Raw genomic sequence first — 24,294 nt, forward strand, 5'->3', positions numbered from 1 at the left:
ACAGACCCCCGGGAAGTCCTCAGGCACGGGCGGGAAAGGCTGGCATGCTGACGGCCCGCGTCAACGGGAGGTGGTTCGTGAGCGTCCGCAAGCCCCGTACCCAGAAGGAGCGCCGGCTCGTGGCCCGGGCGGCCCGCACGCTGCTGGAGCAGGTGCCCAAGCTCACCGACCAGCTGGTGACCGACCTCAACGAGCACTCGTCGATGTACTGCCAGGTGATCGCGCCCGACGAGCAGTGGGAGTCGGTGAGCAACGCGATGCGGCTGGGCATCGCCGTGCTCGCCGACCCGGTCAACGCCCCGCGGCACGACCTGGAACTGGCCGAGCGCACCGGCCGCCGTCGGGCCGAGCAGGGCCTGCCGCTGGACCTACTGGTGCACGCCTACCGGCACGCCGGCTACGTGACCTGGGACGCGCTGCTGGACACCGCGACGGGCCAGGGGCCGGAGTCACTGTCCGCGGTGACCCGGGCGGCGACCGCGATGTGGGCGACGGTCGACCGGCAGGCGGCCACCGCGGCCGACGCCTACCGCGCCACCGAGCAGGAGATGCTGCGCCGCACCGACGAGCGGGTGCAGGCGCTGCTGGACGCGCTCCTGGCCGGGCAGACCGCGCCAGGCCTGGTCCAGCGGGCGTCGGCGGCCCTGGACCTACCGGAGCAGGGCCGGTACGCGGTGGTCGCGCTGCGCGCCGAACGGCACGTGGGCCAGGCACCGTTCCACCGCATCCCTGCGGCGGACGGCATGGCGTTCACCTGGCGCATGCGCACCGACTACGAGGTCGCCGTGGTGGCGCTCGGCGAGTCCGCCGGGCTGGACGAACTGGCCGCCGTGCTGGCCGAACGCTGCCCCGGGCCCGGCGGCATCTCCCCCGTGGTGGGCGGCCTGGACGAGCTGGGCCGCGCCCGGCGCCTGGCGGAGGTCGCGCTGCGGACCTGCGGCCCCGACACCGAACGCAGCCTCCCTCTCGTCGAGCGGCTGCCTACCGCGCTGGTGGTGAGCCAGCCGGAACTGGCCGGGTTGCTGGTCGCCGACGTGTTCGGGCCGCTGCTCGAGCTGGAGGCGTCCGACCGCGCGCTGCTGCTGGAGACCCTGGACGCCTGGCTGGAGAGCCGCGCGTCCGCCGGGCGGGCCGCGACCCGGCTGTTCTGCCACCGCAACACCGTCTTCAACCGGCTGCGCCGCCTGGAGCAGCTGACCTCACGCTCGCTGTCCCACCCCCGCGACCTGACCGAGATGACCCTCGCCCTCGACGCCTTCCGCCTCGCGGAGGCGGGGATGTGAGAGGCGGCGGGAGCGAGGGAGGGCGGGAGCGGGCTGAGGGGCAGTGCGGTTCGGTGGCGGGCCACCGGCCACACGGGGGGTCGGTGGCCCGCCACGGGAAGCCGGGCGGGCGGGTCTGCGACGAGGCTGGTCAGGCCGCCGGGCCGCCGGCAGCTGGGAGCTGTTCGCGGGCGAGGCGTTCGGCGGCGCGTTCCAGCAGCGGGCCGGCCTGCGCGATGCAGACTGCCGGGTCGGGTTCGAGGTCCGTCAGCGGATAGACGGCGTTGATGCCCGCCGCCTGCACCGACGCCTCGTCGATGGCGAGTCGCCCGCAGACCGCGACGACCGGCTTGCCTGCCTTGCGGGCGGCTGCGGCGACCCCGGCCGGGGCCTTGCCGTACAGGGTCTGCGCGTCGAGTGATCCCTCACCGGTGATGACCAGGTCGGCCCGCTCCAGCTCGGGGGCGAAGCCCAGCACGTCGAGCATCACCTCGATACCGGGTCGGAAGGCGGCGTCCAGCCCGACCAGCGCCCCGTACCCGATACCGCCCGCAGCGCCCGCGCCGGGCGCCTGGGCGCACTCGGCGGCCCGGGGGCCGACCGCGCGTTCCAGCACCCGGGCGAAGTGGCCGAGCGCGTCGTCCAGTGTCGACACGTCCTGCGCGGTGGCGCCCTTCTGCGGCCCGTAGACCGCGGCGGCGCCCTTCGGGCCGGTCAGCGGGTTGTCGACATCGCTGGCGAGCACGATCTCCAGGCCCGCCAGGCGCGGGTCAAGACCGGAGAGATCGGCCTCCGCCAGGTCGCGCAGCCCGCCCCCGCCCGGTCCGATCTCGCGGCCGTCGGCGTCCAGCAGGCGGGCGCCGAGCGCGGCCAGCATGCCCGCGCCGCCGTCCGTCGTGGCGGAGCCGCCGACTCCGAGCACCAGCGTGCGGGCACCCAGAGCGGCAGCCGCCAGGAGAAGTTCGCCGGTGCCGCGGGTGGTGGCGGTCAGCGGGGCGAACGTGCCGGCGGGCAGCAGTTGCAGGCCGGAGGCCTCCGCCATCTCCACCACTGCCGTCCCGTCCCGCAGGGCGAACGCCGCCGTGACGGGCGTGCCCAGCGGGCCGGTGACCTGCGCCTCCCGGCGCTCGAACCCGGCGGCGACCGCCGCGGCGACCGTGCCGTCACCGCCGTCGGCGACGGGCAGCGGGACCACGTCCAGGTCGGGCAGGACACGGCGCAGACCGGTGGTGACGTGCTCGGCCACCTGCACGGCCGTGAGCGATCCCTTGAACTTGTCCGCGGCGATCAGCACGCGCGCTGTAGACGTCATACAGGTCGTTCCTCACTCGTCGATACGTGCTGTCGCGCCATGTCGACCCTATCCGCCTCCACCGCCGACGACCACGGCCCGTCCACCGGCCGGAACGAGCGCGTCAACTGGGGTTGACACGGCGACTCACGTCAACCATGGTTGACGCATGGCCGGATCGGAAGCACAGGGAGCCGTCGCCGCAGCCGAGGCCGCGATGGACCGCGATCCCTCGGTGGGGTTGCGGGCCGTCGCGGCGCTGCGGCGGCTGGTCGAACGACTGGAAGCACTGCAGGTCGACAGCGCCAGGAGCCAGGGATGGTCCTGGGAGGACATCGGGGCCGCCCTCGGTGTCAGCAGGCAGGCCGTGCACAAGAAGCACTCAAGGAGGTAACCGGCGATGTTCGAGCGTTTCAGCAAAGAGGCACGGAACACGGTGATCGGGGCCCAGGAGGTGTCCCGCGACATCCGGCACTCCTGGGTAGGTACCGAGCACCTGCTGCTCGCCCTGCTCGCCGAACCGCAGGCCCCCGGGACCGCCGCCCTCGTCCGCCACGGCGTGACGGCGGAGTCCTGCAGGGCGGCCGTCACCGCGCTGGTCGCGGGTGGCGGCGACGGCTTCGAGGCCGGGGACACCGAGGCACTGCGTGCCTTCGGCATCGACCTGGACGAGGTGCGCCGACGCACCGACCGCCGGTTCGGCCCGGGCGCGCTCGACGCGCCCCGGGACCCCGGCGGGAAGGACTCACGTCCCAGACTGTTCGGCCTGCGCCGCTCCCGCGCCGAGCGGACCGGCGGGCACGTCCCCTTCACCGGGCGGGCCAAGAAGGCCCTGGAACTGTCACTGCGCGAAGCCATCGCCCGCAACGACCGCCGCATCGGCTCCGAGCACCTGCTCCTGGCCCTGCTGCGCAGCGACGACCCCATCACCACCGGCCTCTTCAGCCGCTTGGGCGTCGACCCCCGCGAGACCCGGGCCGCCGTCCTGGCCGACCTCCGCAAGGCCGCCTGAGCACCGACCCCTCGGCTCCGGACCCCGGCACGGCATGCCTGTACGGGCAGGGGCTAACGGACCGAGCGACCGGGCAACGTCCCGGCGGACGGGACCTCGGCGTCACCGGACCGAATTTCCCCCGGCCTCTGGTGCGCGATACGACCGTCCTGCTAATCGAGAAGTTCCTCGTAGCCCTCGACCAGTCCCATGACGCAGGACCTGTTGCTGTCATCTCGCGCAAGGGCTGCCCGAACATCGAAGCGACGGGCAAGCTCCGCTACGTCGTCGAGCAGACCTTCGCCCTCCTCCGCCACTTCAAGCGCCTCGCCACACGAAGGGAACGCCGCACCGAACTCCACGACGCCTTCATCTCCCTGGCCTGCAGCCTTGTCTGCTGCAGAAACCTCAAGAAGACCCGCACATGATCGTGTTACGAGCTCAAAGGCGGCAGCACTCAGGGCTCATTCGCCGCGGGGCCGCCATGCAGTGGCTTGGCGTAGGGAGACCTTCGAGGCCCAGACCCACGCGAGAGTGGCGATGGCGGCTACGGACGCCATGCACACAACTAGGAAGGTGCCTGAGATGTAGGACGCCCCACCTGCCGTTTTGGGGAAGGCCAGCCAGACGCCGACCAGGCATCCGAGAGCACCGGCGAGAGTGAGGGGGAGGAGAATGCTGACCGCGGAGGTCGTCCAGTAGACGCGTCGGTTGCCCGACAGTGCGGTCAGTGGTGCGAGGGCAAGTCCATTGCGCAGAGACTCAGCCATGCCTGTGGTTCCCGCTGCAAGCGCGAGGATCGTTATGCCCAGGAAGCCGAAGAAGGTAAGCCAGCGCCCCTGGTTCTCGTTCACTTGGCTACCTGCGAGCCACTCCCCTCCGGCAGTCGCCACCTCTGCTCCCATGGGAAACGTGCGGTAAGCAAGTTGTTTGATTTCACCAGCCGGTAGGTCTCGTCCTCCGTGTGAGACGAGGACAGTGCTAGTGAAGGCGCCGTCAGCGGCTGAAGGGCCGGCCGGATCTCCCACCTGTACACTCACGTTCCCCTCCGGTCCGGCGTACCAGCCCAGAAGTTCCCGCAGCCTGGGATCCGCCGGCGGACCATTGAGATTGGAAGGGGAGGCGGGACAGCTCAGGGAAAGGGCTTTCAGGGACGGGCAGGCGCCCTCGATGATCAGTGTGTTCCGCTCCGGCGGCGCGTGGAAGGCTACTGGTAGGGCCTCGCGCGACACGGCTGCTTCGAAGGCCCGTAGTTGTTCAGTCGTGCTCCCGGGGCCTGGCCTGACGACCAGCGCGCTTTGGCCGATGCGTTCGATTGTGCTTCGCGCCTGCTGTGCTGCTTCGCCGAATTGGCCTTGCCAGGCGACCACCTGAAGAAGTAGTCCGAGAGCAACTGCCACACCTGCTGTCATACGTGCTACAGGGCCCGGGTGAGCAGTTGCCCGGCGTCCGGCGATGATGAGGCCGGGGCTGCCGGTGTGGCGCCCTGCCCGAGTGATGAGCCGACCAGCATGGGCCGTGGTAACCGCGATGGCTGCGGGCAAGGTAGCCAAGGCGCCTGCCGCTCCGAGCCAGTTGGTCATGACGTAGGGGGTAGTGCCCGGATCGAAGAAGTCCGGGCCTCGGACGGCAACCAGCAGGAGCACCGGGCACAAGATGGCCCAGCGGGTCGGCGGCTTACGCGTGCCCATGGGGCGGTTGCTCGCTTGGCGTGCACGGCCCATTTGGTCGGTGCACACGGCTACGGCCAGGACCGTGACCGCAGCGAGGGCGACCGCCAGCAGCGTGGCCCACCACCAGGCACGCATATCTGCAGCCATCAAGATGTGCCCGGTCCATGGGAGACGCAGGTTCATCGTCCAGAACAGCGCGGCCACCGCTGAGGCGGCTGCCGCGCCGCACAGGACGGCCAGACCTGCTTCTCCCACCACGATCAGTGCCCGGTGCCTGCGCTTTCCGCCGAGTGTCTCGATCAGTGTGGTGCGCCGGTCACGTGCATGCGACCCGGTCCGCGCGGCGACCACCAGTAGTACCCCTGCCGGCAACAGCAGCAGCAGTGTCGGAAGTACCTGGAAGTTCCATTGAGGCTTGGCGTATTCCGTCTGACCTACCTGGTAGTAGACCGGTCCCGTGTCGGGGCCGTACCCGACAATCGCCTTGGCCTCATCGGCAGGCAGGTCCAGCTGCGGCCGTACGTAGGCCAGGAGTTCGTCCGGTGACTGCAGGCCCTGCGCCGTGATGTCCTGTGTTGCCTGCCCGTACCGGGTGTCGATCCCCTCGTCGCCTCCTTGCTCCCGTAGCGCGGGGGACAGCGCGGTTTCGCCTGCTGCCGGCCACTTCGCAAGCCCGGGAGGTAAAGGTGCGTCGTCGGTCAATGGCGATAGGTAGATGACGGGGAAGGGCATGCTGCCCCCCACCGAATCGTTGGTCACGTCCCACAGAACCTGCGCAGGCAGCTCGGGCGCGTCCTCGTGCAGTACTGGTGTGCGCTCCAACCCACGCTGTGCCTGACCTTGGTAGGTGGCGTAGACCGCCACCATGGAGATGAACGCCAGCGCCAGAAGAGCCGCAGCCAAGACCAGCGCGATGAAACGGATTCGTCCTGCCTCCGCGCGCTGTCCGGCCAGGCTCCCGATACGCAGGAGACGGCTGCCCAATCCGTGCTGACTCACGGCGTCACCGCTTCCGTGCAGAGCACGCCGTCACGCAACGCAAGTACATGATCCGCTCGGGCGGCGACGGCGGCATCGTGGGTGACCAGCAGGAGGCCACACCCGTACCGCAGCGGGGTAGAGAACAGCACGTCGGCGACCTTCGTGCGGGTCCCGGCGTCCAAGGCTCCCGTCGGCTCGTCGGCCAGCAGCAGTGCCGGCTCGTTGATCAACGCCCGCGCCACCGCTGTTCGCTGCCGTTCACCTCCGGACAGGTGCTGGCACGACTCCGCTCCGGGTACGCCCAACTGCTGCAGAAGCCCAGATGCCTGTTCATATGCTTGCTCCTTGTCGACGCCGGCGAGCAGTGCGGCCAAGGCAACGTTGTCGACCGGAGAGAGCTCAGGAAGCAGCTCTCCGAACTGAAACACCATGCCGATGTTCGCACTGCGGTGCTCGGCCAGCTGATGTCCCGACAGCTCAGCGATCTCCGCACCGGCGACTTTGACGCTCCCAGCTTCCGGGCGCACCAGGCCGAGCACGCAGGAAAGCAGCGTGCTCTTCCCCGAGCCACTCGGCCCCGTGATGGCAACCGACTGGCCGGCCTGCACGTCCAGATCCACAGCCGCGAACAGCTCCCTACCCCCGACGCTGTGCCGCAAGCCTTCGATGCGTAGCACCGACTCACTCACCGGGCCGCTCCCCGCTGCCACCCAATTCTCCCTCTACGTCATCCACTCATAGACGCGCCCGGGGGCGGTGCATGTGCACCGCCCCCGAGAACTCACTCGCGGCAGGATGTCACATCACACTTAGCGGTACTTCCAGGTCGTGCAGTCGTCCGGCTGAAAGTTGATGGCTACACATGCCTGCAGCGCGCGCACGTAGTTCTTGGTGTCAATGCCGCTGTACACAGTGGTGCCGCTGCCACTGTGATTGCGCAGTTCGTGGTTGTCGTTGTAGCGCCGGTGGTAGTTAGCGTAGGCCGCCCTGCTGTCAGCCTTCGTGTCCTTCACCGCGACCTGCCCGTTGGTGCCCTTACTCCAGGCCGACACGCCCGTCCTGCTTGCGATCATGTCCCCTGCGAACGCCGGCGAGGAACCCAGTAGGGCAACCGCAGTGATAGCCAGTGCAGCCATTCTCTTCTTGGCACTCATGCTTACGAGGTCCCCTCCACCCCTGAAACGGGGCCGATGTGAGCGCGACGTGGCCAGCACGGCACCCACTAGGTGCACGCCACAGGACCGTCGCAGACGCTCCCTGCGTCGTGCTCATGATCAACACATTTACACGCTATCGATCAACTGTCTTTGCGATGTCGGCCGAAATCCGCCTACTGGATCTGTGAGGTTCCCAGCAGGGCGGAAGAGGCTGACTACTGAGGTTGAACTCGTGGAGTCGTAGGGGCTGACAGCTCGTCGCCCGTGCGGCATCACTGGGGCATGCGGTATCCACAAGGGGGCGGGCTGACCGCCGAACGGCATCAGTTCCGCGAGGAGTTACGGCTGAAGGCGGCCGAGAGGTTCGCCCAGGGCGAGGCGAGCTCGGTGATCGCCAAGGGCCCGCGGGTCAGCGTCCGTTCCGTGCAGCGATGGCGGCGGATGTGGGACGAGGGCGGTCTACGGGCTCTGCGGTCACAGGGCCCCGGCATCGCTGCCGAGGCTGAGCGAGAAGCAGTTCGCCCAACTGGAGGCAGAGCTGGCCAGGGGGCCGGCCGCGCACGGCTGGGAGGACCAGCGATGGACGCTCGTGCGGATCAAGACGGTGATCGGCCGGCGTTTCCACCTGACCTACACCATCCGGGGAGTGCGGAAACTGCTGGTACGCAACGGCTGGTCCTGCCAGGTCCCGGCCCGACGGGCGATGGAGCGGGACGACGCGGTGGCCGGGTGGGTCAAGGAGGTGTGGCCCTGCGCGGAAGACTCGCGGCGGCCCGTGGATCCCGGCTGGTCTTCGAGGACGAAGCCGGCTTCTCCATGACGCCGCCGCAGGCGAAGACCTGGTCACAGCGCGGCCGGACCCCGGTGGTGCAGGTCCGGGGCCGTTCCCGCAGACGCGTATCCATTGCCGCGCTGACCTGCTACAGACCCGGCCACCGATCCCGGCTGATCTACCGGCCCCGCGGGGACGACGAGCCGACGTGACGGGACGCAAGAGCTTCTCCTGGCGCGGCTACCGCGACCTGCTGATCGCCGCCCACCAGCAGCTCGGCGGCCCGATCGTGCTCATCCGGCCGCCAGTTCCCACAGGGCCAGCAGCAGACCCGGCGTCTCGTAGTGGGTGTCGAGTGCCTGGGCGACCTCCGGGCTGCCCAGCGTCTCGCCCTTCTCCAGCTTCCCGAACAACGACCAGTCCCAGCCCAGCCGTTCGCCGAGCTGCCGCAGGGTCCTCCCCCGCGTGAGCCGCAGCCTGCGCAGCTCCGGCGCGAACCGCTGGCGTGGTTCCTGACTCCGGCCGGTGATGACGCGTCGCTGCGGCATGCCGCTCCCCCTCGTACCTCTGGCGTCGGCGGTCGATGTGGAACGTGTGGAACCGGCCCCACACCCACCGGCAGTACAGCCCGCCCACAACGCCGGTCGTTCCCAGCCGGGCGCATTCTCGTCACACCGGCGCTACGCACGGTAATCCACCCTGCGCAGCCGGTTCAGGAGAACAGCACAAGCTCACCCCGAAGGAAGACCACCCCCATGGACATCACGCCACGAGACCCGCGCCCGACAACCCCCGACACCGTCCCCCCTCCCTCCCCCAAGGTCCAGGAGGCCCTGGACGCCCGCGACGCGCTTGCCCGCGCCCTCTCCCATGCCGGCATCGAGCTTCCCGCCATGGACATCCGCACTCCCTGGGTGGACGTGCGGGAGGGCGAACCGCGGTATGCGCTCGTGCAACTCGGCGTGTGCTCGGCTCCCGTGGCCCACGCACTCGCCGACGTGATCAGGCTTGGGGCCGTCCGGTGACCGCCCGCGACGCCGCCCGGTCCGGCCCCGAGCGCACGGCCCGCGTCGGGGACGTGACCGCCCTGGGCGACGCCGTGCGCGACATCGCCACCGACCGGGTGGGACGGGTCACGGGACGCGAAGGACGCCGCGTCCGGCTGCGTCCGCTCGCCGATGGCCGGGAATGGGACGCCGAAGCGTGCCACCTGCGTCCCATGGGCCAGTCCGAGCTGCTGAGTGCCCTGCTCGCCGAACTCAACGCCCGCAGCCGCCGCACCCTGTGAAGGATCGGACCCAGCGCGGCGCGGTCCGCGCGGCGGCGGACTCCACCGTGCGGGTCCCTTCAGGCGAAGAAGCGCCGGCGGCGCTCGCGGCGCTTTCTTCGCCGCTGGGAAGGCGCGGGGGGCGGCAGTGCGAACTCCAGTTGGATGCTCGCGCCGCCCATGGGGCCCCGGGCGAGCACCTGGATGCTGCCCTGACCGGTTCCGGCGGCCCGGTGGGCGATGTCGAGCCCGAGACCCGTGGACCCGTCGACGCTCTCCCCCCGTGTCAGCGCGCGGTCCGGGTCGCTGATCCCCGGACCGGCGTCGTCGACGCTCAGGACGACCGTGTGAGCTGTCCGGCGCACCTCGACGGCGAACGCCGTGCCCTGCGGGGTGTGGCGGAAGACGTTGCCCACCAGGGCGTCGACGACCGCGGCGAGGTCGTCCTCCGGCAGCAGCACGGGGGTGGGCTCCTGGGTGGTGGTGATGGTGCACCTGCGGCCCTGCTGGGAGGCGAGAACCGACCAGAACTCGCCTCTCGCCGCGACGACGGCTGCCGCTTCGCACCCGCCGCCCGCCGAGGCGGCTTGCTCCGAGGCGACCGACAGCGGCGACCGCGTGGCCGCGATGATGGAGCTGAGCTCGCTCTCCAACTGGGTGACGGCGGTCTGGAGACGGTCTGCCTCCTGCCGTCGCAGGACGGTGGATATGCGCTCGGATTCGAGGTGCAACGCCGTGAGCGGGGTTCTGAGGCGGTGGGAGAGGTCAGCGACCAGCTCGCGTTCCTTGACGAGCAGGTCCACGATGCGGTCGGCCATGGAGTTGAACGCCGCGCCCGCTTCGGACAGTTCCGGCGGGCCACCCGGCTCCACCCGGAACTGCAGATCGCCGGTTCCGAGCGCGTGTGCGGCGAGCGAGAGGTCCTTTGTCGCGCGGACCACGCGGGTGCCCAGCCGGTCGGCGACGACAACTGATCCGGCCACCAGGACCAGTGCCAGAACCGACATCAGGATCCAGGCCTGGGTCACACCGCGTCTCAGGTCCGCCCGGGGGACATACGACTCGACGACGGCCACCTGGTCCTTGGCGAGGATGACCGGCTGCACGAACACCCACCCGGAGGCCGTGTCCACGGAGAAGGTCCGACGTTGCCGAGCCGCGCGCTTCCAGTCCCTGTCGCGGGCGTGTGCCACTCCGATCAAGCGCCCGTCGGGCAGATGCACCCCGAGATGCGCAGCAGCGTCGATCCCGGCCACGGCTTGCTGGACGTCGTCGGGGTTCGTGGTCAGGGCCAGTACGGGCGCCAGGGCAGCGGCCCGCTGCTCGGCCACGGTGATGGCCCGCGAGCGCGCTTCCGACTGGACCAGGAGAGCCAGCGGGATCAGGAAGGACAGAGCCACCATGGACGTGACCGCCAGCGCGACCCCGGCCAGCGCCCGCCTCATCTGGGCGCCACGAGCTTCATGCCGACACCGCGTACCGTGTGCAGGTAGCGTGGCTGCGCGGCCCGTTCACCGAGTTTGCGGCGCAGCGAGGACACGTGCACGTCGATCGTCTGGTCCTCCACGTAGGACTCCCGCCACACGTCGGCGAGGATGCGGCGGCGGGAGACGACCCGGCCGGCCCGCTCGGCGAGATAGGCCAGGAGGTCGAACTCGCGTCGGGTCAACTGCAGTTCCCGTCCGTCGAGGATCGCGGAGCGCGCCTCCGGGTCCACCACGAGTCCCCCCACACGGACCTCCTGCGGTCTCCCGGGCGCGGCGGACGGTGACGCCGCGACCTGGGAACGCCGCAGGACTGCCCCCAGCCGTGCCGCCAGTTGCCCACCGGAGAAGGGCTTGACCAGGTAGTCGTCCGCGCCGGCGTTGAGAAGGCGGATGATCTCGGCCTCGTCGTCGCGTGCGGTGGCGACCAGGACGGGTATCTGGGATATTCCGCGCAGCATTCGCAGTACGTCCGTGCCGTCGATATCGGGCAGTCCGAGATCGAGCACGACGATGTCGGGGGGCCGCTGGGTGACCTCCCGCAAGGCCTCGAATCCATGACCCGAGCTGCGTACGGCATACCCGTTCCCGGTCAGTACCTCAATGAGTCTGGCGCGAATCGCGGGGTCGTCCTCGACAAGAAGCACAGTTGCCATGCTTCGTCACGTCACCCTGGTCGCCGGTGTAGTGTCTTGTTGTTGCACTTCACCATCATACGTAAAGTCGGCCCGAGGCGGTGCAGTTCTGGGTGGCCACCCGACATCTGCGCAGAGTGGCACTGTGGTTGGTTTGCACCACTCTCAGCGTGACGGCCGTGAACGTCACAATTCGGTTTGTCGACGGCTCGACACGGCCGATGCCACCCATTGCCCGTGACACTCCGGAGAGACTTCCCACACTCTCCGCGACTGAGGGTTCACGCAGCCCGGTGAAGCCGAAACCGACCCCCACACCGTCGCCGACCCGGGAAACGCCCACGCCCGCGCCCACTCCGGTGGCCCCGGAGACAACGGTCTCACCGGCCCCCTCATCGAGCAAGCCCGTGACGCCGAGCCCTCGACGGAGCGCTGACTGCGGAGAGGGGGCAGCCGGCGTACGCACGTTCCAGACGGCAGGGGGAAGAGCGTCGATCCGATTCGGCGAGGGCAACGTCTGCCTATTGTCCGCGGTGCCCACAGACGGTTTTGTCGTCACCGTGAGCCGGCCCGGTCCGCAGGATCTCACGGTCACTTTTGCCAAGACCGGTTCGAGATCAGAGATAACCGCCAGCATGCCGGGAAACAGGGTGACGATACGGCAGGTGCGCGGGTGAACACGCCGTCACACCGCCGCGCTTATGCGCCTTGACGGGCGCTCCTCTACGAACTCCCGCTATACCGCCTCACATATATCGCAGTGACCGCACTGTAGCCCGGACGTCCGCATACCAGCGGATATCCGCCCGGGCGCCGGGATCCGCATAAGTTCGGACACATCAAGAACCCGGTGGGGCAGCCCTCTTGGGAGCTGCCCCACCGGGGCGGCGACACGTCACTAAGACGTGCACAGGCCGGTACTACTGCTGACTGCCACTACTCCTCGCCGCTGCTTCCGCCTGCTGTCGGCGGACGGGCCCGCGTGTCACGTTGCCCACGTTGTGCGGACGTCAGCGGGTCCGGCCGAAGTTCTGCGTCCACCACGGGCCGTTGGCCTGGGTCGACACACCGATGCCGATGTCACGGAAGTTGCAGTTCAGGATGTTCGCGCGGTGCCCCGGGCTGCGCATCCAGCCGTCCATCACCTGCTCCGGGGTCCGCTGGCCCCGGGCTATGTTCTCGCCGACCGCGGAGAAGGGGTAGCCGGCGGCCTTGACGCGGGAGGAGAGGGTCGAGCCGTCGCTGCCCGTGTGCGAGAGGACTCCGCTGCGGGCCATGAGGTCGGTGTGCTTCTGGGCCGCGCTCGTCAGCCTGGCTTCCGACTTCAACGGCTCGCAACCTGCCTTGGCCCGCTCGCTGTTGGCCAGACGCAGCACCTGCGCCGCCACGGAACCGCTCTGCTCCGGAGGCGTGCTGGAGGCCGGCGGCTCACTGGGAGTGGGCGGTGCGCTGGGGGTGGGCGGGGTGGCAGGGGCCGTCTGGCGGGGCGGGGTCGCTTCCGCGTCCGGCTTCGGCGGCCGGCTGTCGCCGACGCTCAGCCCGAAACGCTGCATCACTTCGGTGACCGGCTGGAAGAAGGTGACACCGCCGCTCCGGCAGTCCCCGCTTCCGCCGGAGGTGAGACCCAGAGCGGTGTTGCCGGAGAACAGGGCGCCTCCGCTGTCCCCGGGCTGGGCGCAGACATTGGTACGTATCAGTCCGTGGACCCGGCCCTCCGGGTAGTTCACGGTGGCGTTGAGGCTGGTGACCGTGCCGCCGTGTGTTCCTGTGGTGCTGCCGCTGCGCTGCACCCTCTGGCCGACGAAGGCCTCGCCCGCGTTGTTGATGGCCCGGCTGGTGCCGTTGTGGAGGTTGACCTCGGAGGGGCGCGGCGCTGAGGCGTTGTCGTACCGGATGACCGCGTAGTCGTCTCCGGGGAAGCTGCTCGCCACGGCCGGTCCGATCGGCTGCCGGGGAGAACCGCCGCTCCAGTTGGCGCCCACCCGGGTGCAGTGTCCCGCGGTGATGAGGAAGGACTCGTCGCCCTTCACCGCGTTGAAGCCGGCTGAGCAGCGCGAGCCCCCAGTCGTGATCGCCTCCCCACCGGCGACGAACGGCTTGAACTCGCCGTCGACCTTCTCGAGGCGGGCTCCGGCTCCCAGAGCCTCCACCGTCTTGGAGAGCGCGCGCCACTTCTTGCCGGTCACGGTCCCGTCCGCGGTGACGAGGACCTGGTTGCTGCGGGGGTCCACTGTCCAGGAGGTACCCGGGATGCGCGTGGTGCGGTTCAGCGAGGAGGTGACCTCGGTGAGGTCCTCGGTGCTGCGCTTCACCACCCTCGCGACCGCGCCGGCCTTGAGGACCCGGCGCTTGTCCGCGCTGTTCGTCACGTTGACGACGAGCTTCTTCGTCTTGACCTCGTAGTAGGAGCCGGCCCCGTCCTCGCCGAGGGTGTTCTCAAGCCGTGTGGCGAGCTTGCCGGCCTTCACGCCGTCCAGTTGCAGCGGCGCGGGAGCCGCCTCGGCCCGGGGTGCGGGGGTCGCGTCCGCTTCGGGCTGGACGACGACCGCCGTACCGGCAACCGCACAGGCCGTCGCTATGAAGGCACCCGCCTTGAAAGCGGCCGATCGCCTGCGCGCCCGTCGACCTCTTTGCTTCTTGGCCGTCACAGTTGTGGCTCCATTCCGTGGGGATCAGAGGTGGGTTGGGAGGTGACAGCCAACGTAAGCCCTGCTCAGAGCCCTGAGTGCCTTCCCGTGCGATCCCTTAGGAAGCCCTAAGGCTGCGCTAAGAAGCCCTACTTCCAGGGATCAGGATGCTGGTCGACCGGGCGGGGATCGGGCCAGGGCGATCGGCAGTTCGGCAGGCGCACGCACAGGGCCCCCGCGGCTCACGGGAGTTGTCCCGTGAGCCGCGGGGGCCCTGTTCCTGGGGTGTCGTGCCGACGTGGCCGCCGGCGATCTCGCGGACGACGCGGATCAAGGAAGGCAGGTTGCCGTCACCGCGCGCGCAGGCGGCGCCACACCGCCTTGGCCGCGTTGTGGCCTGACATGCCGTGCACGCCGGGGCCGGGCCAACTGGCCGAGGAGCACAGGAAGACGGCCGGGTGGCGGGTGGCGTAGGGGACGCGGGCGAGGTGGGGGCGCAGCAGGGTCTGGAGTCCGCTGTAGGCACCGCAGGCGATGTCGCCGCCGACGTAGTTGGCGTTGCGGGCGGCGAGTTGCGGTGGTCCGACGACGGCGCGACCGAGCACCAGGTCGCGGAAGCCGGGGGCGAACCGGTCGATCTGCCGCTCGACGGCGTCGGTCAGGTCGCCCTCCCAGCCGTTGGGCACGTGTCCGTACACCCAGAAGGTGTGCTTGCCCTCCGGGGCACGACCGGGGTCGACGACCGTCGGCTGCGAGGTGATCAGGAAGGGCTTCTCCGGGGCGTGCCCGGAGACGGCGGCACGCAGCGCCGTGTCGATGTCGGCGGTGGTCGCGCCGAGGTGGACGGTTCCCGCCCGTCGGGCCTGCTGCGCGGTCCACGGGACGGGGCCGTCCAGTGCGTAGTCGACCTTGAAGGCGGCGGCGCCGTAGCGGAAGCCGCGGTAGGCGCTGCCGAGGCCCGCGATGCGGGCCAGCGCGGTGGGTGAGGTGTCGAAGAGGTAGGCACGGGCGGGCGGCAGTTCGTCGAGCCGCCGGACGGTGACGCCGGTGTGGATGACACCGCCGTTCGCGCGCAGCAGGTCCGCGAGCGCGTCGGAGACGGCCTGGGAGCCGCCGCGGGCGACCGGCCAGCCGCGTTCGTGGGCGGCGAGCGCGAACACCAGGGCGATGGCCGCGGTGGAGTTGGTGCGCAGCGGCGAGATGACGTGCGCGGCGAGGCCGGCCAGCAGACCGCGGGCGCGTTCGTCGCGGAACCGACGGCTGAGCAGGCTGACGGGTTGCAGGCCGAGGGCGCCGAAGCGGGCCAGGGTCAGCGGGTCCTTGGGCAGGCCGTCCCAGGGCACCTTGAGGAAGTCGGCGGCCAGCGTGGACCAGCGCCCGACGAAGGGCGCCATCAGGCGCCGGTAGGTGCCGGCGTCGCGCGGGCCGAGTGACATCGCGGTCTCCCCCACCGACCGGGCCAGGGTCACCGCGGTGCCGTCCGGGAAGGGGTGGGCGAGCGGCAGCTCGGGGTGCAGCCAGGTCAGGCCGTGGCGTTCCAGCGGCAGCGCGCCGAAGGCGGGCGAGCCGACGCCCATGGGGTGCACGGCCGAGCAGGGGTCGTGTCGGAACCCGGGCAGGGTCAGTTCCTCGGTGCGGGCGCCGCCGCCCACGGTGCCGAGCGCTTCGAAGACCTCGACGGAGAACCCGCGGCGGGCCAGTTCCACGGCCGCGGTCAGCCCGTTCGGTCCGGCTCCCACCACGACCGCGTCACGCGTCGTCGGCACCTGTGCACACTCCTCGGCGGTGAGGATCAGCCGGCAGCGCCTGCCAGCAAGGAGAGGATACGCCGCGCGGTCGTCTCGTCCCGGGCGGCGGTGAAGGGAAGGGCGTTGCCGCCGGTGACCCGGAACGGCTCCCCGGCGACGGTGGCGTGGGTACCGCCGGCCTCGGTGACGAGCAGCAGGCCGGCTGCGTGGTCCCAGGCCTTCTCCCAGGAGAAGACGGTGGCGTCGGCCTCGCCCATGGCGACGGCGAGGTAGCCCAGCCCCGCCGATCCGCAGGGGCGGGAGATCACCTCGCCGGAGCGCAGGGCGACCAGGGTGCGCTTCTCCTGCTCGGTGGTGAAGTCGGGGTGGGAGCTGAGCACGTGCAGGGTGCCGCCCGGTTCGGGCGAGCCCGCCGTGATGGGTTCGCCGTTGAGCAGCGCGCCGCGCCCGGGGCGGGCGGTGGCCATCTGGTCGCGGGCCGGGGCGAAGGTCCATGAGGCGAGCAGTTCACCGTGCCGGGCCAGCGCCACCAGGGTGCAGAAGCCGTCGTCGCCGCGGACGAACTGTCGGGTGCCGTCGACGGGATCGACGATCCACACCGGGGCGTCGCCGTGCAGCGCCTCGTAGCTGGCGGGGTCGGCGTGCACGGCTTCCTCGCCGACCACCACCGAACCGGGCAGCAGGGCGGTGAGCGCGGCGGTGAGGTGCTCCTCGGCGCGCCGGTCGGCCACCGTGACCAGGTCGTGCGGCCCCGTCTTCTGGTCGATCTCGTGGTCGGCGAGCTGCCGCCAGCGGGGCATGACCTCCTCGGCTGCGGCCTTGCGGAGGGCGTCTGCAACGTGGGCGGAAAGCTCGTCATCGATCATATGTCCATGGAAGCACGCCGAGCGGGTGGCGCGGGCGCTGGTCAGCGACCGGCGGCGTAGCCCTGCATGCCGCGCGGGTTGGCCGCCGCGCTGAGCAGCCCGGTCTCGGGGTCCCGGGCCACCGCGCACAGCCGGCCCTCGGACCAGGGCGGTCCGACGGTGACCCGGTGGCCGCGCTCGCGCAGCCCGGCGAGGACGTCGGCGCCGATACGGGACTCGACGGTGACGCTGCCGGGCCGCATGCCGCGCGGATGGAACGAGCCGGGGAAGCTGTCGGTGTGCCAGTTGGGCGCGTCGATCGCGCCCTGGAGGTCGAGGCCGCCGCGGACGGGCGGTCGCAGCGCGGCGCCGAGGAAGAAGTGGGTCTGCCACTGGTCCTGCTGGTCGCCGCCGGGGGTGCCGAAGGCGAGCACGGCTTCACCGCCACGCAGCGCCAGCGAGGGGCTGAGCGTGGTGCGCGGACGGCGGCCCGGGGTCAGCGTCGAGGGCAGGCCGGGGTCGAGCCAGGTCATCTGCAGGCGGGTGCCGAGCGGAAAGCCGAGCTCGGGCACGACCGGGTTGGACTGGAGCCAGCCGCCGCTGGGCGTGGCGCTGACCATGTTGCCCCAGCGGTCGACGACGTCCAGGTGGCAGGTGTCGCCGCGGGTCGCGCCGTCGCCGCCCACGTGGAGGTCCCCGGGTTCGGCGGGTCCGCCGCCTGTGGCGTCACGGCCGCCGACGGTGGGCTCTCCGGCGCCCGGCGGCTGCCCGGCCGCCGCGGCGGCGGTCGCGGCGGGCGTCCGCGCGTGGCGGGCGATGCGGGGTGTGCGGCCGTCCGGGCTGCCGGGCCGCAGCTCCAGGGACGCCCGGTCGCCGATGAGGGCGCGTCGCTCGCCGCTGTAGGCGGCGGAGAGCAGCGTGCCGACGGGTACGGCGTCCGGGCCGTCAGCGTCGCCGTACCAGGCCTCACGGTCGGCCATGGCGAGCTTGGTGCCCTCGATGAGGCGGTGCACGCCCTCGGGGGTGCCCAGGCCCGGGTCGCCGTCGAGCAGGGCGAGCTGCTGGAGCATGCTGGGGCCCTGCGACCACGGTCCGGCCTTGCAGACCGTCCAGCCCTGCCAGTCGAGGCGGACCGGGTCCTCGTAGTCGGCCGACCAGCGGGCGAGGTCGTCGCCGCTGAGGGTGCCGGTGTGCCGCCGCCCGGAGGTGTCCATGGTGGGGCGGGCGGCGGCGCGGACCAGGGCGTCGGCGACGAAGCCCTCCCGCCACACCCGGCGGGCGGCGTCGATCTGCTCCTCACGCCCCGGCCCGGCCGCGGTGGCCTCGGCGAGCAGCCGGCGCCAGGTGGCGGCGAGCGCCGGGTTGCGGAACAGCCGTCCGGGCTCGGGCGGACGGCCACCGGGCAGGTAGACGGCCGCGGACGTGGGCCACTCGGTCTCGAACAGCTCGCGGACGGTGCGGACGGTCTCGCCGAGCCGCTCCACGGGCGGGTGGCCGTGCTCGGCGTAGCCGATGGCACGGTCCAGGACCCGGGCCAGTGTGAGGGTGCCGTGGTCGCGCAGCAGCAGCATCCAGGCGTCGAAGGCGCCGGGCACGGCTGCGGCGAGCGGTCCTGTGCCGGGGACGCGGTCCAGGCCGAGGCCGGTGTAGTGGGCGGGCGTCGCGCCTGCGGGCGCGACGCCCTGGCCGCAGAGCACGCGCACCGGGCCGCCGACGGGCGCCAGGATGATCGGCACCTCACCGGCCGGCCCGTTCAGGTGCGGTTCGACGACGTGCAGCACGAAGGCGCCGGCGACGGCCGCGTCGAAGGCGTTGCCGCCGTCCTCCAGTACGGCCGTCGCCGTGCCGGAGGCCAGCCAGTGGGTGCTGGACGCCATGCCGAACGTGCCCTGCAGGGTGGGCCGGGTGGTGAACATCGTCCTCCTCGGTTCGGGTTCAGGGCAGGTGGGCGGCGTTCGCGGCCTGCCTCGCGGCCTGTCTGGGCGAGACCTCGCGGTAGCCCTCGCGCAGCGGGCCGCCCAGCAGGTCCAGGACCTGGCCGGCCGCGGTCACGAGCGGGCCGGGGTCCGCCCGCTCGGCAACGGCGAGGTGGCCGTCCAACAGGGCGGGAGCGAGTGCGGGATCGGCCGCCCGCAGGCGGCGGGGCAGCCACTTCCCGGCACCGTTCCACGCGCCGCGGTGGGCGGTAAGCAGGTGTGCGCTCTCCCTCAGCAGCCGGTCGGCGACGGCCAGTTGCTCGTGGCGGTCTCCGGCGGAGGCGGTGTCGGCCAGGTCGTCCGCAAGGTCGGTCAGCAGGAAGCGCCCGGCGTCCCGCTCGTCGGGGGTGAGCGGGTCGGGGCCGGTGTCGAGCAGGTGCCGCGCCTCGGCTCGCAGCCGCCGGGCGCAGCCGTCGGTGTCGCGCAGCACGACCGAGTCGGCGAAGAGGAACAGCGCGGTGGCCCGGCGGGTGGCCCGGCTCTCCACGAACGCCTCCCGCAGGTCTGCGACGGTGTTCAGGAAGACCTCCACCGGCCTGCCCGCGTGCCGGTGTGTCTCGCGGCGGCTCGTCGCTCCGGCGGGCAGCAGCACGCTCACGTCGAGGTCGCTGCGCTCGGTGGCGCCCCCCTGCGCGCACGAGCCGCCGAGCACCGCCCCCAGCGCCTCCGGGTAGCGCACGCCGACGAACTCCCGCGCCACGGCGACGTGGGCGTCGGGAGACGGGGCGGGGGCCGCCGGTGGCGGAGTGGACGGGGCGGGGTGCGCGGCCGGCATGCGGGCATTGTCGCAGCGGGACCGGCCGTTCATCCCGGTTCCGGCCCTGCCGGGCGTCTCAGGCAGGCCGGGGGCCGGCGTGGTGGAGGAGGCGGAGCTGGCCGATCTCGGCGGCGTTCTTCATCAGTTCGGCGTTGACCCATGCCGCGGTGTCAGCGGCGGTGCGGGTCGGGTCGTCCTGCCAGGGGAAGGCGGCGGGCGCGTCGAGTGTGGTCTCGGTGTGGGCGTCGAGCACGGCCAGCCACTGCGTGCGGTGGTCGCGCAGCCAGGTGACGGCGGGCTCTCCCGGGCCGGGCCAGTGCACGTCGGTGTGCTCACGCGCGGGACGGCCCAGGGCGTGGTCCAGCGTGACGCCCCACCACCAGCCGATGTGCCAGCTCAGCCAGGCGATGGTGGGTACCGGTACGGGGTCGGGTTCGGTGTCCGCCCAGTCCGGCGTCCAGTGCCCGTCGCCGGTGGGGTGGAGCGTCCAGCAGAGGGCGGGGGGCTCGCGGAGGAAGTCCTCCGGCTCCAGGCGCTCCAGGTGGTACTCGAAGAGGGCCCAGGTCAGGTTGAACTGGCCGCGCAGCAGGTCGCGGCGGGGTGAGGCGTGCATCGGCGCACCCTGCCACACCGGCGCCCGGTCCCGGTACCGGTTTTGGCGGTACCCCGCCCGGGCCCCGGTGCCCGGACCCGGGCACCGGGTCCGGGCGGGGTGTCAGCGGGCTGCGGGTCCGCGGTCCACGGTGCGGCGGCGCATCAGCAGCAGGTACAGCACCAGCGACGTGCTCAGGCCGACGGCCCAGCTGTAGTCGGCGAGCGGGCGCAGCAGCGGGATCAGCCCGTTCTCGGGGAACGGGCCCTCGCCCGGCGCGGAGTGCGAGCCGCCGACGGCGAGCAGGCCGCCCACCGCGAAGGCGACGAGTGCCGCCGGGTTCCAGCCGGACCGGTACCAGTACTGGCCGTCTGCCCGGTAGAGGTCGGTGACCTCCAGGTGGGTGCGGCGCAGCAGCCAGTAGTCGGCGATGAGGATGCCCGCGACCGTGCCCAGCAGGCCGCCGACCGTGCCGAGCCAGGTGAAGATGTAGACGCTGGGGCTCTCGATCAGCTTCCACGGGAAGATCACCACGCCGACCAGGCAGGCGATGAGTGCGCCGGTGCGGAAGTCGATGTGCCGGGGCGCCAGGTTGGACAGGTCGTAGGCCGGACTCACCAGGTTGGCGGCGATGTTGGTGGAGAGCGTGGCCAGCAGGATGATGAACAGCGCGAACAGCACGCCCAGGGTGCTGTCCATGCGGGCCGCGAGCTGGCTGGGATCCCAGATCGGTTCGCCGTAGACGGCCTGCGAACCGGACGTGACCAGCACCGACAGCAGGGCGAACGCGGCCATGGTGGTGGGCAGTCCGAGGGTCTGGCCCCAGACCTGGGCGCGCTGGCCGGCACCGAAGCGGGTGAAGTCGGGGATGTTGAGGGCGAGCGTCGACCAGAAGCCGATCATGCCCATGAGAGCGGGGAAGAAGACCTTCCAGAAGTCGGCGCCCCAGCCCAGCGCGGACGGCTGGTCCAGCAGCGGTCCGAAGCCGCCTGCCTTCTGTGCGATCCACACCAGCAGCGCGAGTGCGCCGAGCAGCATCAGCGGCGCCGCCCAGTTCTCCAGGCGGCGGACGGCGTCCATGCCGCGCACGATGACCACGATCTCGATGGCGAGGAACAGCAGGAAGCACAGCCACTGCGTCCACGGATAGGAGAAGACCGTGCCGGCCTCGGCCCACCAGGAGCCGAACGCCTTGCCGCCGAGGAAGTAGATGGCCTGGCCGCCGATCCAGGTCTGGATGCCGAACCAGGCGCAGGCGACGAGGCCGCGCAGCAGCGCGGGCAGGTTGGCGCCGACCACCCCGAACGAGGCGCGGGCCAGTACGGGGAACGGGATGCCGTACTTGGGTCCCGCGTGGCCGGTGAGCAGCATCGGCAGCAGCACGATGACGTTGCCCAGGGCGATGGTGAGCACGGCCTGCTTCCAGTCCATGCCGAGCGCCACCAGGCCGGAGGCGAGCGTCCAGGACGGGATGTTGACGGCCATGCCGATCCACAGCGCGGCGAAGTTGTAGGTCGTCCAGTGGCGTTCGGACTGCGGGACGGGGCTGAGGTCGCTGTTGGTGAACCGGTCGTCGCCGGCTATGGGTGGCTGGTCGGCGTCGGGTGGGGCGGTTCCGGTCATCGGCGCACCTCCTTCGTCTCGCCGCTGGTGGGTTCCGGTAGGCACGGCGGGGGCGTCAGGTGGCGGTGAGGGCGGGGATGACGGATTCGCCGTAGGCGTCGATGGTGGCCTCCTTGGCGTCGTGCATGGCGTAGACGGCGAACTGGTCGACGCCGAGCGCGCGCAGGGCGCGCAGCTTCTCCACGTGTGCCTCGGGCGGTCCGAGCAGGCAGAACCGGTCGACGATCTCGTCCGGGACGAAGGCGGTGTCGGGGTTGCCGGCCCGGCCGTGGTGGGAGTAGTCGTAGCCGGTGCGGTTCTTGATGTAGTCGGTCAGCTCGTCGGGGACCATGCCGGAGTGCTCGCCGTAGCGGCCGACGAGGTCGGCGACGTGGTTGCCGACCATGCCGCCGAACCAGCGGCACTGCTCCCGGGCGTGGGCCAGGTCGTCGCCGACGTAGGCGGGTGCGGCGACGCACACGGTGACGTCGTCCGGGTCGCGTCCGGCGTCGGCGGCGGCCTGCCGGACGGCCTTCACCATCCACTCGGTCAGGTACGGGTCGGCGAGTTGCAGGATGAAGCCGTCGGCGAGGCGCCCGGCCATGGCGAGCGCCTTGGGGCCGTAGGCGGCCATCCACACCGGCAGCTTGCCGTCGCGGACCCAGGGCAGGCGCAGTTCGGTGCCGTCCACGACGGCCTGGCGTCCCTCGGCGAGGTCGCGGATGGCGGTGATGGCCTCCCCGAGCCTGGCGAGGGTGTTGGGGGCGCGGCCCGCGACGCGCATCGCGGAGTCGCCGCGGCCGATGCCGCACACCGTGCGGTTGCCGTACATCTCGTTGAGGGTGGCGAAGGTGGAGGCGGTGACCTCCCAGGTGCGGGTGCCGGGATTGGTCACCATGGGCCCGACGATGAGGCGGTCGGTGTGTTCCAGGATGCGGCTGTGGATGACGTAGGGCTCCTGCCACAGCACCGCCGAGTCGAAGGTCCAGCCGTAGCGGAAGCCGTTGCGTTCGGCGCGGCGCATGAGGCCCACGGTGGCCGATCCCGGCGGGTCGGTCTGGAGCACGAGTCCGAAGTCCATGATCGCTTCTCATTTCTCGCGGTGGGCCGCGGTCTGCGCGGGTGGTGCCGCTGCGGCACGGCGGAGGCGGACGGGTCCGGCGGCGCCGCCACCGCCGGGGGCCGGTGGACGGCAGGGGGCCGGTGCGGCGGGCGGGCCGTCAGTCGAGGTACTGGCAGGTGGAGCGCGGGACGTAGCGGCCGTGGCCGGCGCGTCCCGTCCAGGTCCGGCGGTCCAGCACCGTCTCGCCCCGGGAGAGCACCGTCTCCACCTGGCCGGTGAGGCGCTTGCCCTCGTAGGCGGAGTAGTCGACGTTCATGTGGTGGGTGGTGACGGACAGCGTCTGCTCGGCGTGCGGGTCGTAGACGACGATGTCGGCGTCCGCCCCGGGGGCGAGCGTGCCCTTGCGCCCTGCCAGGCCGAACATACGCGCCGGGGTGGTGCAGGCGATGTCGATCCAGCGGCGCCGGGAGATGCGGCCCTCCACGACGCCCTGGTGCAGCAGGTCCATGCGGTGCTCGATGCCGGGCATGCCGTTGGGGATCTTGGAGAAGTCGCCGCGGCCGAGTTCCTTCTGCCCGGAGAAGCAGAACGGGCAGTGGTCGGTGGAGACCACCTGGAGGTCGCGGGTCCGCAGGGCCCGCCACAGCGCCTCCTGGTGCTCCCTGGGCCGCAACGGGGTCGAGCAGACGTACTTGGCGCCCTCGAAGCCGGGCTCGGCGAGGTTGTCGGTGGACAGGAACAGGTACTGCGGGCAGGTCTCGCCGAACACCGGCAGGTCCTTGTCGCGGGCCTGGGCGAGTTCGGCGACGGCCTCCTCGGCGGAGACGTGCACCACGTACAGGGGGGCGCCGGCGACGCGGGCGAGCTGCACCGCGCGGTGCGTGGCCTCGGCCTCCAGCAGGGCGCGGCGGACCTCGCCGTGGTAGCGCGGGTCGGTCTTCCCGGCGGCCAGCGCCTGTTCCACGAGCACGTCGATGGCGATGCCGTTCTCGGCGTGCATCATGATCAGCCCGCCGTTGCCCGCGGCGCGCTGCATGGCCCGCAGGATCTGGCCGTCGTCGCTGTAGAACACGCCGGGGTAGGCCATGAACAGCTTGAAGGACGTGACGCCCTCCGCGACCAGCTGGTCCATCTCCTTGAGCGTGCCGTCGTTGACGTCGGAGAGGATCATGTGGAAGGCGTAGTCCACCGCGCACTGGGCCTCGGCCTTGGCGTGCCAGGTGTCCAGGCCCTGCCGCAGCGCCTGGCCGCGGCTCTGCACCGCGAAGTCGACGATGGTGGTGGTGCCGCCCCAGGCGGCGGCGCGGGTGCCGGTCTCGAAGGTGTCGGCGGAGAAGGTGCCGCCGAACGGGAAGTCGAGGTGGGTGTGGGCGTCGACGCCGCCGGGCACGACGTAGCGGCCGGTGGCGTCGATGGTGTGCTCGGCCGTCCAGCCCTCCGCGCAGGCGCTTCCGCTGGCGGCGAGGGCGGCGATCTGCTCGCCCTCGATGAGGACGTCCGCCTCGACCTCGTCGGTGGCGGTGATGACGAGGCCGCCGCGGATGACGGTGCGTGAGGCTGCTGCCATGGCG

General features: G+C 71.5%; 21 protein-coding genes and 2 pseudogenes. 7 read left to right on the plus strand and 16 right to left on the minus strand.

All coding sequences use genetic code 11. From position 1 onward, the window contains the following. The first annotated feature begins 77 nt into the window (after positions 1-77). A complete protein-coding gene (locus QNO07_RS01710) occupies positions 78-1,283 on the plus strand; it encodes a PucR family transcriptional regulator (protein WP_283989516.1) in 1,206 nt (401 codons plus the stop codon). A gap of 130 nt (positions 1,284-1,413) precedes the next feature. On the opposite strand, the gene QNO07_RS01715 is transcribed toward QNO07_RS01710, so the two are convergent. Then, positions 1,414-2,574 (minus strand): glycerate kinase, encoded by a 1,161-nt coding sequence (locus tag QNO07_RS01715; protein WP_283989517.1) that lies wholly within the window; start codon positions 2,572-2,574, stop codon positions 1,414-1,416. 148 nt (positions 2,575-2,722) lie between these two features. On the opposite strand from QNO07_RS01715, the gene QNO07_RS01720 reads away from it, so the two are divergent. From QNO07_RS01720 to QNO07_RS01735, 3 genes are all read left to right on the plus strand, one after another. Next, the gene (locus QNO07_RS01720; RefSeq protein WP_283989518.1) at positions 2,723-2,947 is read left to right on the plus strand and encodes a hypothetical protein; all 225 of its coding nucleotides are present in this window, start codon (positions 2,723-2,725) and stop codon (positions 2,945-2,947) included. 6 nt (positions 2,948-2,953) lie between these two features. Next, complete coding sequence (locus QNO07_RS27645; RefSeq protein ID WP_502961747.1) at positions 2,954-3,565, plus strand: Clp protease N-terminal domain-containing protein; 612 nt, start codon at positions 2,954-2,956, stop codon at positions 3,563-3,565. A 131-nt stretch (positions 3,566-3,696) separates the two neighbouring features. Beyond that, positions 3,697-3,972 carry a hypothetical protein gene (locus QNO07_RS01735; RefSeq protein ID WP_283989519.1) on the plus strand — a complete coding sequence of 92 codons (276 nt, stop codon included), beginning with the start codon at positions 3,697-3,699 and terminating at the stop codon, positions 3,970-3,972. Between the two features lie 36 nt (positions 3,973-4,008). Here QNO07_RS01735 and QNO07_RS01740 read toward each other — a convergent pair whose 3' ends face one another. The 3 genes from QNO07_RS01740 to QNO07_RS01750 all read right to left on the minus strand — a co-directional run bounded on the left by QNO07_RS01740 (position 4,009) and on the right by QNO07_RS01750 (position 7,352). After that, on the minus strand, positions 4,009-6,216 hold the full coding sequence (locus tag QNO07_RS01740) for an ABC transporter permease (RefSeq protein WP_283989520.1): 2,208 nt from the start codon (positions 6,214-6,216) through the stop codon (positions 4,009-4,011). Beyond that, positions 6,213-6,818, minus strand: coding sequence for an ABC transporter ATP-binding protein (locus QNO07_RS01745; RefSeq protein WP_283989521.1), 606 nt, complete (start codon positions 6,816-6,818; stop codon positions 6,213-6,215). The genes QNO07_RS01740 and QNO07_RS01745 overlap by 4 nt, the downstream gene beginning before the upstream one ends. Before the next feature lie 189 nt (positions 6,819-7,007). Continuing rightward, positions 7,008-7,352 (minus strand): hypothetical protein, encoded by a 345-nt coding sequence (locus tag QNO07_RS01750; RefSeq protein WP_283989522.1) that lies wholly within the window; start codon positions 7,350-7,352, stop codon positions 7,008-7,010. Between the two features lie 285 nt (positions 7,353-7,637). On the opposite strand from QNO07_RS01750, the pseudogene QNO07_RS01755 reads away from it, so the two are divergent. Further along, a pseudogene (locus tag QNO07_RS01755) lies at positions 7,638-8,425 on the plus strand (winged helix-turn-helix domain-containing protein); the annotation flags it as partial. A gap of 4 nt (positions 8,426-8,429) precedes the next feature. Here the strand turns inward: QNO07_RS01755 and QNO07_RS01765 are convergent. After that, a pseudogene (locus tag QNO07_RS01765) lies at positions 8,430-8,675 on the minus strand (helix-turn-helix domain-containing protein); the annotation flags it as partial. A 207-nt stretch (positions 8,676-8,882) separates the two neighbouring features. Here QNO07_RS01765 and QNO07_RS01770 point away from each other — a divergent pair. Then, complete coding sequence (locus QNO07_RS01770) at positions 8,883-9,152, plus strand: hypothetical protein (protein WP_283989523.1); 270 nt, start codon at positions 8,883-8,885, stop codon at positions 9,150-9,152. Then, on the plus strand, positions 9,149-9,415 hold the full coding sequence (locus tag QNO07_RS01775) for a hypothetical protein (protein ID WP_349636798.1): 267 nt from the start codon (positions 9,149-9,151) through the stop codon (positions 9,413-9,415). The genes QNO07_RS01770 and QNO07_RS01775 overlap by 4 nt, the downstream gene beginning before the upstream one ends. A gap of 59 nt (positions 9,416-9,474) precedes the next feature. Here QNO07_RS01775 and QNO07_RS01780 read toward each other — a convergent pair whose 3' ends face one another. From QNO07_RS01780 to hydA, 11 genes are all read right to left on the minus strand, one after another. Further along, entirely contained in the window at positions 9,475-10,839 is a 1,365-nt protein-coding gene (locus tag QNO07_RS01780; RefSeq protein ID WP_283989524.1) for an ATP-binding protein, read from the minus strand. After that, complete coding sequence (locus tag QNO07_RS01785; protein ID WP_283989525.1) at positions 10,836-11,534, minus strand: response regulator transcription factor; 699 nt, start codon at positions 11,532-11,534, stop codon at positions 10,836-10,838. The genes QNO07_RS01780 and QNO07_RS01785 overlap by 4 nt, the downstream gene beginning before the upstream one ends. 989 nt (positions 11,535-12,523) lie before the next feature. Further along, the gene (locus QNO07_RS01790) at positions 12,524-14,161 is read right to left on the minus strand and encodes a CAP domain-containing protein (RefSeq protein WP_283989526.1); all 1,638 of its coding nucleotides are present in this window, start codon (positions 14,159-14,161) and stop codon (positions 12,524-12,526) included. Positions 14,162-14,490: 329 nt separating this feature from the next. Further along, positions 14,491-15,906, minus strand: coding sequence for a phytoene desaturase family protein (locus QNO07_RS01795; RefSeq protein WP_283989527.1), 1,416 nt, complete (start codon positions 15,904-15,906; stop codon positions 14,491-14,493). Positions 15,907-15,932: 26 nt separating this feature from the next. Beyond that, positions 15,933-16,754, minus strand: a complete 822-nt coding sequence (locus QNO07_RS01800) for an inositol monophosphatase family protein (protein ID WP_283989528.1) — start codon at positions 16,752-16,754, stop codon at positions 15,933-15,935. Between the two features lie 41 nt (positions 16,755-16,795). Next, a complete protein-coding gene (locus QNO07_RS01805) occupies positions 16,796-18,649 on the minus strand; it encodes a gamma-glutamyltransferase family protein (RefSeq protein WP_283989529.1) in 1,854 nt (617 codons plus the stop codon). 19 nt (positions 18,650-18,668) lie between these two features. Beyond that, positions 18,669-19,484 carry a nucleotidyltransferase domain-containing protein gene (locus QNO07_RS01810; protein ID WP_283989531.1) on the minus strand — a complete coding sequence of 272 codons (816 nt, stop codon included), beginning with the start codon at positions 19,482-19,484 and terminating at the stop codon, positions 18,669-18,671. A gap of 58 nt (positions 19,485-19,542) precedes the next feature. Then, positions 19,543-20,079 carry a DinB family protein gene (locus QNO07_RS01815; RefSeq protein ID WP_283989532.1) on the minus strand — a complete coding sequence of 179 codons (537 nt, stop codon included), beginning with the start codon at positions 20,077-20,079 and terminating at the stop codon, positions 19,543-19,545. 102 nt (positions 20,080-20,181) lie between these two features. Continuing rightward, positions 20,182-21,681: an NCS1 family nucleobase:cation symporter-1 gene (locus tag QNO07_RS01820; RefSeq protein ID WP_283989533.1), complete on the minus strand. Its 1,500-nt coding sequence runs from the start codon at positions 21,679-21,681 to the stop codon at positions 20,182-20,184. Between the two features lie 55 nt (positions 21,682-21,736). Next, positions 21,737-22,741, minus strand: coding sequence for a TIGR03842 family LLM class F420-dependent oxidoreductase (locus tag QNO07_RS01825; RefSeq protein ID WP_283989534.1), 1,005 nt, complete (start codon positions 22,739-22,741; stop codon positions 21,737-21,739). A gap of 139 nt (positions 22,742-22,880) precedes the next feature. Then, positions 22,881-24,290, minus strand: a complete 1,410-nt coding sequence (hydA, locus tag QNO07_RS01830; RefSeq protein WP_283989535.1) for a dihydropyrimidinase — start codon at positions 24,288-24,290, stop codon at positions 22,881-22,883. Between the last annotated feature and the right edge of the window lie 4 nt (positions 24,291-24,294).

The sequence above is a fragment of the Streptomyces sp. 549 genome (assembly GCF_030124175.1).
Lineage (GTDB): Bacteria > Actinomycetota > Actinomycetes > Streptomycetales > Streptomycetaceae > Streptomyces.